The organism is Flavimaricola marinus (genome assembly GCF_900184895.1).
GTDB lineage: Bacteria > Pseudomonadota > Alphaproteobacteria > Rhodobacterales > Rhodobacteraceae > Flavimaricola > Flavimaricola marinus.
Genome location: NZ_FXZK01000007.1, coordinates 17360 through 30409 on the forward strand (window position 1 = coordinate 17360; position 13050 = coordinate 30409).

Genomic DNA, 13050 nt, shown 5'->3' on the forward strand with positions numbered 1-13050 from the left:
ATTGTAACTGTGGCGGAAACAGGGCGCCGCAGTGTGGATTTTCCCTGATCTGATCACAATCCGCCCCAATACGCGCCACAATCGCCATGCAGGCTACAATGGTCTCTGAACTGGATCATCTTATGACCTGCACACGCAAAGCCGCGCCGACAAGCACCATCGTTCAACTGCTCTACGCAGACGCTCCGCCGATCAGCTTTCCCAGCCTGCTGGGGCATCTGTGCGAAACACTTTGCAGCCGCATGGGGCAGAAAGCCCGGTTGGCGGTGGTCAATGACGATACCGCTCATCTGGATATGACCCACCACCGGCTGACGATCGCGCTGCACGTCGATCTTCCGGGTGCTGCCAAAACCTGCCTGACGCTGGGTATCGGTCCACGCCCACAGGCTCCGGAGCATGAGCACGACCTCAACGATGCCCAGAATATCGCCTATCAGACCGACATCGCGCGCAAGCTGTCCGACGTGATCACCAGCCGGCTCCCGGCGGATCAGGTGCTTTGGCACATTGCGCCGAGGACCCTGACAAGCGCCATGATCGAGGACCTGCTGGAGCACCTGCCCCATTCCCTGCCCAAACCGTCCGACAACAGCTCCGACATGGTCGATCTGTCCCGTGTGATGGATCAGGTGCAGGTCACGCTGTCCGGTCGCAAACCGGCGCGCGCCAAGGCCCCGGTGCGCCAGCACGGCAATCTGCCGGGGTTCTCAGGGCGCGTGTCCGCTGGCCAAATGGCCGTCGGCACCCGCGCCGTGCAGGAACGCCGCCGGTCCAACATCGCGACGCTCCGGCCAATGGCGCCCATCGCGCCGCCCGCCAACGATATTCCCGCTGTCCCGCAGCCGAACGAGAAGGGATTGCTCCGCGCCCATTCGGCTCTGCATCACGGCCGGACCCGTCCGGCCACGCGGTTGATCCTCAGCGCGGGTCAGTCCTCAGAGCGGGTGATTGCGTTTCTCTCTCACGCCTGCTGATCGCGCCGCACCACGCTGGTGTGAATGGTGAAGGCGATCGCACCGCTGCGCGGCAACCGCCGCAAGGTTTGCCGTTCGCTCCGCAGATACGGGCTGCCCGGATGGCCCACTGGCCGGGGCGCGGCTTCGCTATGCGGCTGATAGAGCGTCGGATCATCGTATCGCAGCAGGTTGGCCCGCAACAGCACCCGCCCCACCGGCAGATGGTCAAACATCCGCTGCACCCGCACAGCGACGCCCGTGTCATAGGGCGGCACAGGACTGTGGATACGTCGCATCGGGTGGCCGATCTTTTCGGCCAGGGTCCATCCGGCAGGAAAACAGAGCAGCGCCGCGGTGAGCACCGCCTCACCATTCATGGTCTGCAGGATGCAGATGTCTTCCTGAACCAGCTGCGCGACACGGGCAAAGCCATGTTTGCCGGCCTCTGCCACCACACGCCCGTCCGGGCAACGAATGCCACCCGCGACCGCGCCGAACTCCGGACGCGCCAGAACCGCGGCCTCGATCATCTCGGACAGTTCCGCCACAGCAGCCTCGGCCGACGGCAAGACCGCCACGACATCCCTGGGCCGCAGCGCCATCAATCGGGCCTTCTCGGCGAGCTGTTCGGGGTAGGCGTCGTCGACGTGCAGCCAGTCCTCCACCGGGATCGACCGCATCGCAGGCAAGCGGGCACCGGCCAGTTCGGCCTGCCCTTCCGGCAAAGCATGCTGCAAAATCGGTTTCACGCGCGTCCCGTTCCCGTCGGTCGGATATTGGGGCCCGACCCGTTTCCTCCTGAATAGTGCATCCTGCCAAGACGCGGAACAGGTCGCGGCCGCCAAACCGACGTCGTTGACGAAAACGATGATTTCGGCCCGCCAAGTCCCCGATTTGCCGAAACCGGCCGTCGAAAACGACGCCTTTTCATGTCGGCAACAGACAGGAATCGCCCTTGGACCGGGCGCAGGCTCCTCTCACATCAGGTTGAAGAGCCATGCCATGAACACCCATTACAGCCAGACCCGCAAGATCGACCCAGCCCAAGGCGCCACCCTCGGGGACGGCAGCCCAAACGACAATGACCGGCTCGAGATAGGTCCAACCCGGCTGGCCTTTGCCGAATGGGAGGCGGCAGGGCTGATCCTTCCCGACCTACCCGCCATGCGGGCCTTTCGGCACCAGCGGCTGACCAACGCGGTCAACGCCCGTGACTGGGGCGGCATCCTGATGTTCGACCCACTCAACATCCGCTACGCCACCGACAGCACGAACATGCAGCTCTGGAACACCCACAATGCGTTCCGCGCCTGCCTTGTCTGCGCCGATGGCTACATGGTGATGTGGGATTACAAGAACGGCATGTTCCTCAGCGAATTCAATCCGCTGGTGCGCGAGCAACGCTCCGGCGCGGACCTGTTCTACTTTGACAGAGGCGACAAGGTCGGCGTGGCGGCGGATGTCTTTGCAGCCGAGGTGCGTGATCTGATCGTCAGCCACTCTGGCGGCAACATGCGGCTCGGCGTCGACAAGATCATGCTGCACGGATTGCGGTCGCTCGAACGGATCGGGTTCGAGGTGATGGAGGGCGAGGAACTCACCGAAAAGACCCGCGCCATCAAGGGCCCTGACGAAATCCTCGCCATGCGATGCGCCAGCCACGCCTGCGAGGTGGCCTGCGCCGAGATGGAGCGTTTTGCGCGGGAAAACGTGCCGCTCGGGCAAACCTGCGAGGATGACATCTGGGCCGTTCTGCATGCCGAAAACATACGGCGCGGCGGCGAATGGATCGAAACCCGGCTGCTCTCCTCCGGCCCCCGGACGAACCCTTGGTTTCAGGAATGCGGCCCGAGAATCGTGCAAAACAACGAGATCGTCGCCTTCGACACCGATCTCGTCGGCGCCTACGGTATCTGCGTCGACATCAGCCGAACATGGTGGATCGGCGATCGGGCGCCGCGGCCCGACATGATCGACACGATGAAGATCGCCCGCGAGCACATCGACACCAACATGCAGATGCTCAAGCCCGGCGTGCACATGCACGACCTGACGTTCAACACGCATGTCCTGCCACCACATCTGCAAAAGCTCAAATACGGCTGCCTGATGCACGGCGTCGGGCTCTGCGACGAGTGGCCGTTGATCGCCTACCCCGACAAATTCGTCGAAGGCGCCTATGACTACGTGCTCGAACCCGGCATGTGCCTCTGCGTCGAAGTGCTGGCCAGCCCCGAAGACGGCGACTTCTCGATCAAGCTCGAAGATCAGGTGCTGATCACCGAGGACGGTTTCGAGAACCTCACGCGCTATCCCTTTGATCCGGTGCTGTCGGGGGAAGTGCACTAGGTTTCAATCCGTCAACAAGCCGCGACCGCCCCGCCCCGCGCCTTGTCTATCGGGCCGCAAAGGATCAGGTTGGCCAGACCTCACATCAACCCAAGGTCGCCGCCATGCCCACAGAACGCTTTACTTTTCCCGGTCATGCGGGCGACGCCCTCGCCGCACGGCTCGACCTGCCCGAAGGGCCGCATCTGGCAACGGCGATTTTTGCGCATTGCTTCACCTGCGGCAAGGATATCACCGCGGCACGGCGGATCGCTGCACGGCTCGCCGGTATGGGAATCGCGGTGCTGCGGTTCGATTTCACCGGGCTCGGGCATTCCGATGGCGAGTTTGGCAACACCGATTTCACCAGCAACGTCAGCGATTTGGAAAGTGCCGCCGCGGCTCTGCGGGAAAAAGGCATGGAGCCGTCCCTCCTGATCGGTCACTCCCTTGGCGGCTCTGCGGTGCTCAAGGCGGCCGGCACGATCCCCGGCATCAAGGCCGTCGCCACCATCGGTGCGCCCTTCGACCCCGGCCACGTCACCCACCACTTCGCCGAGGCCGTGCCGCGTATCCGGGCCGAGGGCAGCGCGACGGTGGACCTCGGGGGCCGACCGTTCCAGATCGGCCGGCAATTCCTCGACGATGTGGCTCAGTCGGCCCTCGCGCCCGCGATCCGCGGGCTGAAAGCCTCCCTTCTGGTGATGCACGCGCCGCGCGACATGACGGTCGCCGTCTCGAACGCCTCCGACATCTTCGGAGCCGCCAGACACCCCAAGAGCTTTGTCACCCTCGACGGCGCCGATCACCTGCTCTCGAACGCAGCCGATGCGGAATACGCGGCAACCGTCATCGCCACATGGGCGGGGCGCTACCTCGACCTGCGGCCGCCGGCGCCGCCCCCCGGCGCTCCCGAAGGGATCGTCCGCGTCTCCGAGGCCGACCCGAACGGCTTTCTGCAAGATGTCCAATCCGGGCCCAAACACCACACCTATGCCGACGAACCGCTCGCCTACGGCGGCACCGACAAGGGCATGTCACCCTACGGTTTTCTCGCCGCCGGTCTCGGGGCCTGCACGGCAATGACCATCCGGATGTATGCCCGGCGCAAGGGCTGGCCCCTTTCGGACGTCAGCGTCGACGTGAGCCACGACAAGGTCCACGCTCAGGACGCCGGCGGTCGAACGGCCAAGGCCGACCGGTTCCAGCGTCAGATCAGGCTCACCGGCCCGCTCGACGCCGAGCAACGGCAAAAACTGCTCGAAATCGCCGACAAATGCCCGGTTCACCGGACCCTCGAAGGCGCATCCGAGGTCGAAACCACGCTGGTCGCCCTCTAACTTCATCTTGGCCAGAAAACTCCCCCCGGAGGGCCGCTCCAGCAAGGGTCCGACCGACAGCCAATCTGGCTCACAATCGTTAAACAGCACCAGAAAAGAAACGAGGCGCGCCCCGCAAGGGACGCGCCTCTCAATGTCGAAAACCTGTTTCGGATCAGGTGCGGGCCGATCCGATCAGCTTCCACAGCGCGGGCAGGAGCAGAGCGGCGAGCGCGAGCTTCAGCGCGTCGCCGATGAGGAACGGATACAGGCCCCACTGCAGGATCGGCTGATCGAAGCCATAGAGCTGACCAAGCCACAGAACACCGGGGATATACATCACCGCATTGGCGGCGAGCATGGCCAGTGCCATCTTGCCGACCGAACGGTCCCAGCCAGCGCGCGCGGCATAGCCCATGAGCACCACAGCCAGCACATAGCCGACCAGATATCCACCGGTGCCGCCCATCATGTAGGTCAGGCCATTGACCTCGGCCGAGGAGTTCTGGAACAGGTCCATCCCAAGCGCGCCGAGGATCATGTAGCCCATGATCGTCACGAGGCCCAAACGCGGCCCGTATGCAGCGCCGATGGTCAGGACGGCAAAAGTGCCCATCGAAATCGCGACCGGCCACATCGGGATCTTGATCTTGGCCATCACCGCCAAAAGCGCGATACCGGCGACCACCAGAGCCGCCTGCTTGATCAGCCGGACGGTGCCTTCTGCCGGAGCGTAGGCTTCGACGAGAACCTTGTTGTTGGATGATACTAGGGCCATGCGGGCCTCCACTGCTCAAATTCAGATGAAATTGTTTTGCCCCAAGCAACCGGTCAGCGCAAGGCCGCAGCGTCAAGCCCGCTGATAACGGCTGTGCATCGCATAGTTTTTGCGCGGTCCGGTAACTGTCCATACCGTGGTCCAGATCGGCCAGCCCGTCAGGTCATAGGCCACCTGATAATAGTCTGCGCCGCACGGGTGATCCGTCCCCGGCCCCGCCCCGTCGGCGACAAAGCTGTGAAAGGGCCGACCATCGTCGAAGCTGACGGCAACTCGGGTAGGCTCGAAGCGCCAGAGATAGGTGCGGGTCGCTTGCATCGGCGGCCCTCCGGCCAGCCGCAGCAGGCCGGACTCGGAATAGCGCAGACCGTCCGGTCCGTCCGTTGTCAGTCGTGCCACGCCGTCGAACCGGCCTTCCGCCGACGCGAGGCGATCCTCGATCCGCCGCGCGATCTGCCAGTCCCCAGCAAAGTCCGCCGGCCCCATCATCGCCCTGTCTCCCCGCCACTGGACCGACCGTTGACGTCGGGTCTCTTGCCCCCCGGCCAGCATCGGCCTAAACCGCAGCCGAACCCCGCTGCCATATCCCTGCCTGAAAGGTGCCTGCTCATGATCCCTCGTTATTCCCGTCCAGACATGGTGTCCATCTGGTCGCCCGAGAGCAAGTTCCGTATCTGGTACGAAATCGAAGCGCACGCCTGCGACGCTCAAGCCGCCATCGGAGTGATCCCTGCCGAAAACGCCGCCGCAGTCTGGAAGGCCAAGGACGTTCCGTTCGACGTGGCCCGCATCGACGAGATCGAAGCCGTCACCAAACACGACGTCATCGCCTTTCTCACGCATCTGGCCGAGATCATCGGCCAGGACACCGCCCGCTTCGTGCATCAGGGGATGACGAGCTCGGACGTGCTCGACACCACGTTCAACGTTCAATTGGTCCGCGCTTCCGATCTGCTTTTGTCGGGCATGGATCGCGTTCTGGCCGCGCTCAAGACACGCGCCTACGAGCACAAGGACACCGTTCGCATCGGCCGCAGCCACGGCATCCACGCCGAGCCTACGACGATGGGCCTCACCTTCGCGCGCTTCTACGCGGAGATGGACCGCAACAAGAACCGGCTCGAAAAGGCCAAGTGGGAGATCGCGACGGGTGCGATCTCTGGCGCCGTCGGCACGTTTGCCAATATCGATCCTTCCGTCGAAGAGCACGTCTGCGAACAGATGGGGCTGCGGGCCGAGCCGATTTCGAATCAAGTCATCCCTCGCGACCGGCATGCGATGTTCTTTGCCACTCTGGGGGTCATCGCGTCGAGCATCGAGAATATCGCCACCGAGATCCGGCACATGCAACGGACCGAGGTGCTTGAGGCCGAAGAGTTCTTTTCCCCCGGCCAAAAGGGCTCCTCCGCGATGCCGCACAAGCGCAACCCGGTGCTGACTGAGAACCTGACCGGCCTCGCCCGTCTGGTTCGGATGTCCGTCACACCGGCGCTGGAGAACGTGACGCTCTGGCACGAGCGCGACATCTCGCATTCCTCGGTGGAGCGGACGATCGGCCCCGATACCACGATCACGCTGGATTTCGCGCTGCACCGGCTCGCCGGGGTCATCGAAAAGCTGGTGATCTATCCCGAAAACATGCTCGCCAACATGAACAAGTTCCGCGGCCTCGTGATGAGCCAGCGCGTGCTTTTGGCGCTGACTCAAGCCGGGGTGAACCGCGAGGATTCCTATCGGCTCGTCCAGCGCAACGCGATGAAAGTCTGGGAGCAAGGCGCGGATTTCAAAACCGAGTTGCTGGCCGATCCCGAAGTCACGGCAGCGCTCTCGGTCGAGGAAATCGAAGAGAAATTCGATCTGGGCTATCACACCAAACACGTGGACACGATCTTTGCCCGTGTCTTCGGCGAAAGCGCCTGATCGTCCGGTCGGGTGGTGAGGTGAAGGGGGTGGCGCCTGCGTGCGGTTAACGTTCTGTTAACCTTTTGCCGCAGGATACGCGGATGGGGTTCCAGCGGCAGCGTTCGCTGGACCGGGTATCCGTTCCCCGGTTATGGCCTCGAAAGGCCGGTCGGCTAGGCCTAGGCGACGGCGGGCGCGTGCAGGGCCGCCGGCTGGGTCAGATGCGTCGTGCGTGGCAGACGTGGCGTGGCACGTGCGGCCGGCATCGACAGCACGGCATATTGGCGACCGTCATCGTTGCGATAGGGCTCGCCGATCCGATCCGCCGCAAAACCCAGCTGGCGCAGAGCGCGCATCAAGGCGAGCGGTGACAGAGACATCAACTGGTCGGCCCCGTTCTCTGCTGCGACCTCGACCAATCCGCCCACGATCAGAGACAGGCAGGTGGAGCGTTCGGCATGGGTCTTAAGATCGTCGGACATCACCAGACGGGTGCATTCCCACATGTTCGACTGGCTGACTTCGACGGCCATGATATCGGCAGGGATATCACGGAGCTTGCCGCAAACGGCATCGCGCAACATGTAGGTGTGTTCGCCCCACTTGGTCGTGGTCGCCATGGCGCGTGCGCCGCCGATCACCACGCCGTCGCGCAAGACCAGAGAGTAGTGCGCTTCGGGGTTGTCGTATTGATCCATCTCGACCGAATCGTTGTGCGGGATATCCCACCCAAGCTGGTCGACGAAGAACTTCTTTCGCAGGGCCAAGAAATCAAAGAATGCAGACCCGTAAAGGTGCATGTTGGCAAGGGTAAAGGTGACGTTTTCCATGGTGCTCTCCTTATTGGAGAGTCCATCTAGCGGCATTTCCCTGAGGTTGTTAATGCACTGTAAACCATGTTTTTTTGCATGGATCTGTGCATAACTTCTCAAATCTACATTCAGATCAGACCGTAATCGCTTGCTTTCGTTGACGCTTGTGCACTCGTCGAGGCGCCCAGCTTCAGCTTTGCATTCTTGAGCCTTTGTTTGATCGCACCTTCGCTGACACCCAAAAGATGTGCCATTTGTTTAAGCCGCATGCCATCCTTGACCATCCGCAACGCCTCGAGCTCCGCCATGGTGAGATTCGTCGGTGGGGCCTTGTCGTGGTGTAGCCGGGTGACATGGCGGATGAGAATATCTATTTCTTTCTCTTCGAATTCGCGGTCACTTCGCGCGAAGGTCCCGAAGGAGCGCTGCCCCTCAGGGTTGTTGTCAAAGCAGCAGACAGCCACGCCATGATGCAAACCGTAGGCCTTTGCCTGGTTGAGTATGTCCAGCGGATCGGCAATATCGATTTCGCTCCAGCGCGCGGCACCTGTGTTGGCGTAAATCCATTGAATGACGGGGTCATAGAGCATAAATCGTTGCAGGGTATAGTGCTCGACCCAAGGGGCTGGAAGGGCGTTGAATTCCTCCATCGGAAAGGCGAAACCGACCCGCAAGGCAATATAGTAACCAGCCGGTGCAAGCGCCTTCACTGCCTCTGAGTCTAGACTGACGGTCATCCGTGACGAGGACCCCTTGGATGTGGCCTAACTATTTTGCATTTTGCAGTTCGGTACATCGAGACTTGATCCATACTAAGACTGCAGACACACTAGTGTTTGCGGACCTGATCTAGCAACCATAAAGCGAGTAAACAAGACAATGGCCCCAAAAACGGAGATCCAGACAAGGCTGGAATCGCTCAAGGAATTGGCGCCTGCTGGCTTCGCGATGGCACTACATGTTCGGTTCACAACGCCCGCATACCTGTTTCAAACATACCCTAAAGCGTGGATCGATTACTACAACAAGAATGGTCTGGTGATGCGCGACCCGACTGTCCGCTGGGGTTTTCAGAATGTCGGTCTTGCCCATTGGCGGGATCTGATGGCCGAGGATGCCGACGGCGTCATCGAAGCGGCCGCAAAACACGGCATGAAGCACGGCATAACCTACGTTCTGGAACGTGGAGAAAGCCGTTCCCTATCAAGTTTTACGCGTTCGGACCGTGAATTCACCCCAGCGGAGATCGCCGAGGTCTCGGCCCACGTGGACGCGCTCCACGATCAGACCGCGTCGCTGGAAAGCCTCCCGCCGGAAACCCGCGAGGAGCTGGTGCGGATGTCGATCATGTTCACGCACCCGTGAGGGCCGATACGGGCCAAGAACGTTGACGCAACGTCAAACACGTCTACGATCAAGGCAGCGACACTGTTCGCATCCAAAAGGAGGACAGCAAGATGACCTTGAAGACCTTCGTTGCGGCGATGATTCTCTCGCTTTCGCCCCTCGCGGCCATTGCCGAATGCGGACACAGCGCCGCGCAACAACAAGCCATGTCTTGTATGGAAGGCAGTCAGTTCGATACCGCCACCGGGACATGTGTTCCGATCGCGTCGACCTGACGCGACCGCCAGTAAGTGCAATAGTGAAACGGGCGATCCATCGGGTCGCCTGTTTTTCTGTCTGCATATGATCAGACGCGGCGCACCATTCGGACACTAAGTATCGAGCATTTTAGTGGTTTTGGACCTAGCGAGCTAACCTGCTGTTCACCTTTCGGACCGATGACTGAGTCAACAGCCGCAGAAGGGGTCCCGACACCATGACAACCTCCGCCGTTCCGGTATCTGGCAATTCACCGGCCGAGCAGGCCCGCCCGCCCGGCCTCTCGCGGCGGCGCAAGGCCGCCGTGGTCTTGCAGATGCTGCTTGCGGATGGAAAGAAGCTGTCTTTGACCAGCCTTCCCGAAGACGTGCAGTTGAACCTCACGCGGGAGCTGGCCAGTCTGCGCCTTGTCGACCGGGACACGCTCTATGCGGTCGCGACCGAATTCGCCGACGATCTGGAACGGGTCGGGCTCACGACCCCCGGCGGGGTCGACAGCACGCTCAAGGCGCTGGCCGATCAGATCAGCCCGGAAACCGCCTCTCGGTTCAAGTCCGAGGCGGGCTCCCGTCGTGGCGCGGTCGATCCCTGGGCGCAGATCGTCTCGATGGAATGCAAGGACCTCGTGCCGATCATGACGCAGGAAAGCACCGAAGTCGCCGCCGTCGTCCTGTCCAAACTCCCGGTCGCCAAGGCGGCCGAACTGCTGGGTCTTCTGCCCGGCGAAACAGCCCGCCGGATCACCTATGCCGTGTCTCAAACCGGCGCGGTCAAGCCCGAGGCGGTGAAACGGATCGGCGTGGCTCTCGCCGCGGCCCATTGCTCAAAACCCGTGCCCGCCTTCGCCCACCCGCCCGTCCAACGTGTCGGCGCAATACTGAATTCCAGCCTCGCCGCCACGCGCGACGCCGTGCTCGAGGGGCTGGGCAGCGACGATCCCGCCTTTGCCGAAGAGGTGCGCAAAGCCATCTTCACCTTCCCCGACATCCCCGAGCGTCTTGAAAAAGTCGACGTGCCTAAGGTGATCCGCGCCGTCGACAACGATGTCCTCGTCACTGGGTTGACCTTTGCTCTGGCCGCTGGTGGCGGCGATGCGGAGGCTGGAGAGTTCATTCTGTCCAACATGTCTCAGCGCATGGCCGACAGCCTTCGCGAGGAAATCGGCGAGCGGGGCCGCGTTCGCAAGGCCGATGGTGAGGGCGCTCTGGGTCAGGTCGTCACGGCAATCCGATCGGCGGTCGACAGCGGTGAGATCACGCTCGTCGTGGCCGAGGAGGACGAGGAGGATTACTGATCCCGAGCTTGCTGGGGCTGGACGATGGCAGCCGTGGGCAATAGCTTGCGCACATGAACAGAACACCCGCCTCCGCCGGTCAGACATACGGACAGGTCCGGTCGACGGACCAGCCCGTCCAAAGCGAAAATCGTCCCCTCGCACGGTCTCCGGCGACGGCGGTTCCACGCAATAGCGAACCGACCCCGGCCGGCAACAGGCCCGAAACCGCCGTCTTGCCGCGTGCCAATGTGTCCTTCGGCCCCTCGTCGAACGTGGCTGAAGATCGGACGACGCCTAAGTCGCCTGGTTCCCCCTCTGCCCAATTCAACGCGGCCGCGCGGTCACTTTCCGCCACTCGCGTCAGCAGGCCCCTGCCCGCTCCGGCACGACGGCCGAGCTGAGAGACGATGGCGAAACCTCGCGAAAAGGGCACCGCCACCGACTGGCTATCGGACAAGGCGATCAAGGCGCTCTTGGCGATTGCGATGGCGCGCCCTTATGAAAAACGCATTCCGCTCATGGCGCAAATGGCGCAACGGATCGTCGCCCCTCTGGCCGGGTTCAATCGTCGGGTCCGCAGTGGTCTCGCCCATGTCCGCCCCGATCTGAGCGAGGCGGAGATACAATCGATTTGCCGTGAGGTGGCGGACAATTTCGGGCGCACCGTGGCCGAAATCTATTCCGGTCAGGAATTTGTCCGGCGTGTCGCCGCCTCCAATGCACTCACCGGGCCCGGTCTGGCGGTCTTGAAGGACACGCAAGCGCAGGGCAAACCGGTGATCCTCGCCGTTGCGCATTTTGGAAATTACGACGCCATGCGCGCCGCCCTTGTCGCCGAGGGGCTGACCGTGGGCGCGGTCTACCGCCCCATGGACAACCCCTATTTCAATGCCCACTACGCCGACGCGATCCACAAGATCGCGGAACCTCTGTTCCCCCGCGATCGCGCCGGAACAGTCGGGTTGGTCCGGTTCATCCGATCCGGCGGGATGGTGGCGCTCGGGTTTGACCAATACAGCCATCAGGGGGCGGATCTGACGTTCTTCGGCAAATCCGCTCCGACGATCCTGAGCCCAGCGGAATTCGCGCTGAAATACGACGCCCCGCTTATCCCGATCCATGCGATCCGGCAATCCGATGGGCTGTCATTTCAGGTGTTGGTCGATGCGCCGATCCCGCCGGGCCGCCCCGAGGAGATGATGCAGGCGGCCAACGATCGTTTGGAACAGATCGTGCGCGCACATATGGGTCAGTGGTTCTGGGTGCACAGACGCTGGAAGCCGGACCTGCCGCGCAAGTCTACCGCAGACGCGCCGCCGCCAGAATAGCGCCGGCCCCGGCCTCTTGGACGATCACCGCGCCGGGCTGCGAACCGCTCAGCGTGGCGTTGAGTTGCAGCGGCGCAGCACCGTCCCAACTGGCGACCTGATCCCAAGCCGTGACGATGTTGGCATAGACTATGGTGCGCCCCGCGTTCTCGCCGCGCAGCACGTCCACGGTTGCCTGCGGATCGAACCGGACGATCTGCACCACCATGTTCTGGCGGCGTGGCGCCGTGGCCGAAATCCGCAGCGACGCCCCGCTCTGGTCGACCGTCAGGTCGACGCCGCTGTCGGACTGCGCGTGATCCCGGATATGGGCCAGCACATCCATCGGCTTGGCGCCGACCACGTGATCGACCCCGCCAATGATGAATTGCGGCGTATAGACCGTGCGCGACCCCGCGGCGCGGGCATAGGCATTCTGCCGGGCGGTAAAGGCTGGCGAGCCGAATTCGTCCCGCCATCCGAGGTAATCCCAGTAGTCCACGTGCAACGCCAGCGGCAGGACGTCGTCGTTGGCGACCAGATCGCGCAAAAGCATGTCTGCCGGCGGACAGGACGAACAGCCCTGCGATGTGAACAGCTCGACAACCACCGGGCCATCGTCGGCCAAAGCCTGTTCCGCGCCTGCAAATGAGGCAGCCAAACTTATAGCAGCGATGAAATTGCGCATCCCGATCTCCGAATTTCTGACCTTTCCGGTCTAGAGGGATCGCGGCATAATAGCCAATCAACCAATTGCGAGACGT

At 62.5% G+C, this 13050-nt stretch carries 14 protein-coding genes; 8 read left to right on the forward strand and 6 right to left on the reverse strand.

What is annotated here, in order from left to right; genetic code table 11:
* Window positions 1–122 precede the first annotated feature (122 nt).
* Window positions 123–977 (forward strand): hypothetical protein, encoded by an 855-nt coding sequence (locus LOM8899_RS15970; RefSeq protein ID WP_133065051.1) that lies wholly within the window; start codon window positions 123–125, stop codon window positions 975–977.
* Here LOM8899_RS15970 and LOM8899_RS15975 read toward each other — a convergent pair.
* Window positions 965–1708, reverse strand: a complete 744-nt coding sequence (locus LOM8899_RS15975) for a heme-dependent oxidative N-demethylase family protein (RefSeq protein ID WP_093993258.1) — start codon at window positions 1706–1708, stop codon at window positions 965–967. The two genes, LOM8899_RS15970 and LOM8899_RS15975, sit on opposite strands and share 13 nt — an antisense overlap.
* Window positions 1709–1961: 253 nt before the next feature.
* Between LOM8899_RS15975 and dddP the strand changes: the two genes are divergently transcribed.
* Together dddP and LOM8899_RS15985 are read left to right on the forward strand one after the other, a co-directional pair.
* Entirely contained in the window at window positions 1962–3308 is a 1347-nt protein-coding gene (dddP, locus tag LOM8899_RS15980; RefSeq protein ID WP_093993387.1) for a dimethylsulfonioproprionate lyase DddP, read from the forward strand.
* Window positions 3309–3412: 104 nt separating this feature from the next.
* Entirely contained in the window at window positions 3413–4627 is a 1215-nt protein-coding gene (locus LOM8899_RS15985) for a bifunctional alpha/beta hydrolase/OsmC family protein (protein WP_093993259.1), read from the forward strand.
* Window positions 4628–4781: 154 nt separating this feature from the next.
* On the opposite strand, the gene LOM8899_RS15990 is transcribed toward LOM8899_RS15985, so the two are convergent.
* Both LOM8899_RS15990 and LOM8899_RS15995 read right to left on the reverse strand, forming a co-directional pair.
* Complete coding sequence (locus LOM8899_RS15990) at window positions 4782–5384, reverse strand: biotin transporter BioY (protein ID WP_093993260.1); 603 nt, start codon at window positions 5382–5384, stop codon at window positions 4782–4784.
* A 72-nt stretch (window positions 5385–5456) separates the two neighbouring features.
* On the reverse strand, window positions 5457–5873 hold the full coding sequence (locus LOM8899_RS15995) for a DUF6314 family protein (protein WP_093993388.1): 417 nt from the start codon (window positions 5871–5873) through the stop codon (window positions 5457–5459).
* Window positions 5874–5993: 120 nt separating this feature from the next.
* Here LOM8899_RS15995 and purB point away from each other — a divergent pair, with 120 nt between their 5' ends.
* Window positions 5994–7304, forward strand: coding sequence for an adenylosuccinate lyase (gene purB, locus LOM8899_RS16000; RefSeq protein ID WP_093993261.1), 1311 nt, complete (start codon window positions 5994–5996; stop codon window positions 7302–7304).
* A gap of 161 nt (window positions 7305–7465) precedes the next feature.
* Here purB and LOM8899_RS16005 read toward each other — a convergent pair whose 3' ends face one another.
* Both LOM8899_RS16005 and LOM8899_RS16010 read right to left on the reverse strand, forming a co-directional pair.
* Window positions 7466–8116 (reverse strand): acyl-homoserine-lactone synthase, encoded by a 651-nt coding sequence (locus tag LOM8899_RS16005; RefSeq protein WP_093993262.1) that lies wholly within the window; start codon window positions 8114–8116, stop codon window positions 7466–7468.
* 110 nt (window positions 8117–8226) lie between these two features.
* Window positions 8227–8835 carry a helix-turn-helix transcriptional regulator gene (locus LOM8899_RS16010; protein ID WP_245820577.1) on the reverse strand — a complete coding sequence of 203 codons (609 nt, stop codon included), beginning with the start codon at window positions 8833–8835 and terminating at the stop codon, window positions 8227–8229.
* A 142-nt stretch (window positions 8836–8977) separates the two neighbouring features.
* Here LOM8899_RS16010 and LOM8899_RS16015 point away from each other — a divergent pair, with 142 nt between their 5' ends.
* The 4 genes from LOM8899_RS16015 (at window position 8978) to LOM8899_RS16025 (ending at window position 12307) form a co-directional block, all read left to right on the forward strand.
* Window positions 8978–9463, forward strand: a complete 486-nt coding sequence (locus tag LOM8899_RS16015) for an autoinducer binding domain-containing protein (RefSeq protein ID WP_245820578.1) — start codon at window positions 8978–8980, stop codon at window positions 9461–9463.
* A 92-nt stretch (window positions 9464–9555) separates the two neighbouring features.
* A complete protein-coding gene (locus LOM8899_RS23450; RefSeq protein ID WP_168770568.1) occupies window positions 9556–9720 on the forward strand; it encodes a hypothetical protein in 165 nt (54 codons plus the stop codon).
* A gap of 200 nt (window positions 9721–9920) precedes the next feature.
* Window positions 9921–10997, forward strand: a complete 1077-nt coding sequence (locus LOM8899_RS16020) for a flagellar motor switch protein FliG (RefSeq protein ID WP_093993263.1) — start codon at window positions 9921–9923, stop codon at window positions 10995–10997.
* Between the two features lie 389 nt (window positions 10998–11386).
* Window positions 11387–12307 (forward strand): lysophospholipid acyltransferase family protein, encoded by a 921-nt coding sequence (locus tag LOM8899_RS16025; protein WP_093993264.1) that lies wholly within the window; start codon window positions 11387–11389, stop codon window positions 12305–12307.
* On the opposite strand, the gene LOM8899_RS16030 is transcribed toward LOM8899_RS16025, so the two are convergent.
* Window positions 12279–12974, reverse strand: a complete 696-nt coding sequence (locus tag LOM8899_RS16030; RefSeq protein ID WP_093993265.1) for a DUF1223 domain-containing protein — start codon at window positions 12972–12974, stop codon at window positions 12279–12281. The genes LOM8899_RS16025 and LOM8899_RS16030 overlap by 29 nt on opposite strands.
* Window positions 12975–13050 lie beyond the last annotated feature (76 nt).

Excerpts from the sequence above, each read along its gene's own strand:
- LOM8899_RS16005 (WP_093993262.1), bottom strand. The coding sequence starts at position 8,116 with ATGGAAAACGTCACCTTTACCCTTGCCAACATGCACCTTTACGGGTCT.
- LOM8899_RS16030 (WP_093993265.1), bottom strand. The coding sequence starts at position 12,974 with ATGCGCAATTTCATCGCTGCTATAAGTTTGGCTGCCTCATTTGCAGGC.
- LOM8899_RS15985 (WP_093993259.1), top strand. The coding sequence starts at position 3,413 with ATGCCCACAGAACGCTTTACTTTTCCCGGTCATGCGGGCGACGCCCTC.
- purB (WP_093993261.1), top strand. The coding sequence starts at position 5,994 with ATGATCCCTCGTTATTCCCGTCCAGACATGGTGTCCATCTGGTCGCCC.
- LOM8899_RS16015 (WP_245820578.1), top strand. The coding sequence starts at position 8,978 with ATGGCCCCAAAAACGGAGATCCAGACAAGGCTGGAATCGCTCAAGGAA.
- LOM8899_RS23450 (WP_168770568.1), top strand. The coding sequence starts at position 9,556 with ATGACCTTGAAGACCTTCGTTGCGGCGATGATTCTCTCGCTTTCGCCC.
- LOM8899_RS15970 (WP_133065051.1), top strand. The coding sequence starts at position 123 with ATGACCTGCACACGCAAAGCCGCGCCGACAAGCACCATCGTTCAACTG.
- LOM8899_RS15995 (WP_093993388.1), bottom strand. The coding sequence starts at position 5,873 with ATGATGGGGCCGGCGGACTTTGCTGGGGACTGGCAGATCGCGCGGCGG.
- LOM8899_RS16025 (WP_093993264.1), top strand. The coding sequence starts at position 11,387 with ATGGCGAAACCTCGCGAAAAGGGCACCGCCACCGACTGGCTATCGGAC.
- LOM8899_RS16020 (WP_093993263.1), top strand. The coding sequence starts at position 9,921 with ATGACAACCTCCGCCGTTCCGGTATCTGGCAATTCACCGGCCGAGCAG.
- LOM8899_RS15990 (WP_093993260.1), bottom strand. The coding sequence starts at position 5,384 with ATGGCCCTAGTATCATCCAACAACAAGGTTCTCGTCGAAGCCTACGCT.
- dddP (WP_093993387.1), top strand. The coding sequence starts at position 1,962 with ATGAACACCCATTACAGCCAGACCCGCAAGATCGACCCAGCCCAAGGC.
- LOM8899_RS16010 (WP_245820577.1), bottom strand. The coding sequence starts at position 8,835 with ATGACCGTCAGTCTAGACTCAGAGGCAGTGAAGGCGCTTGCACCGGCT.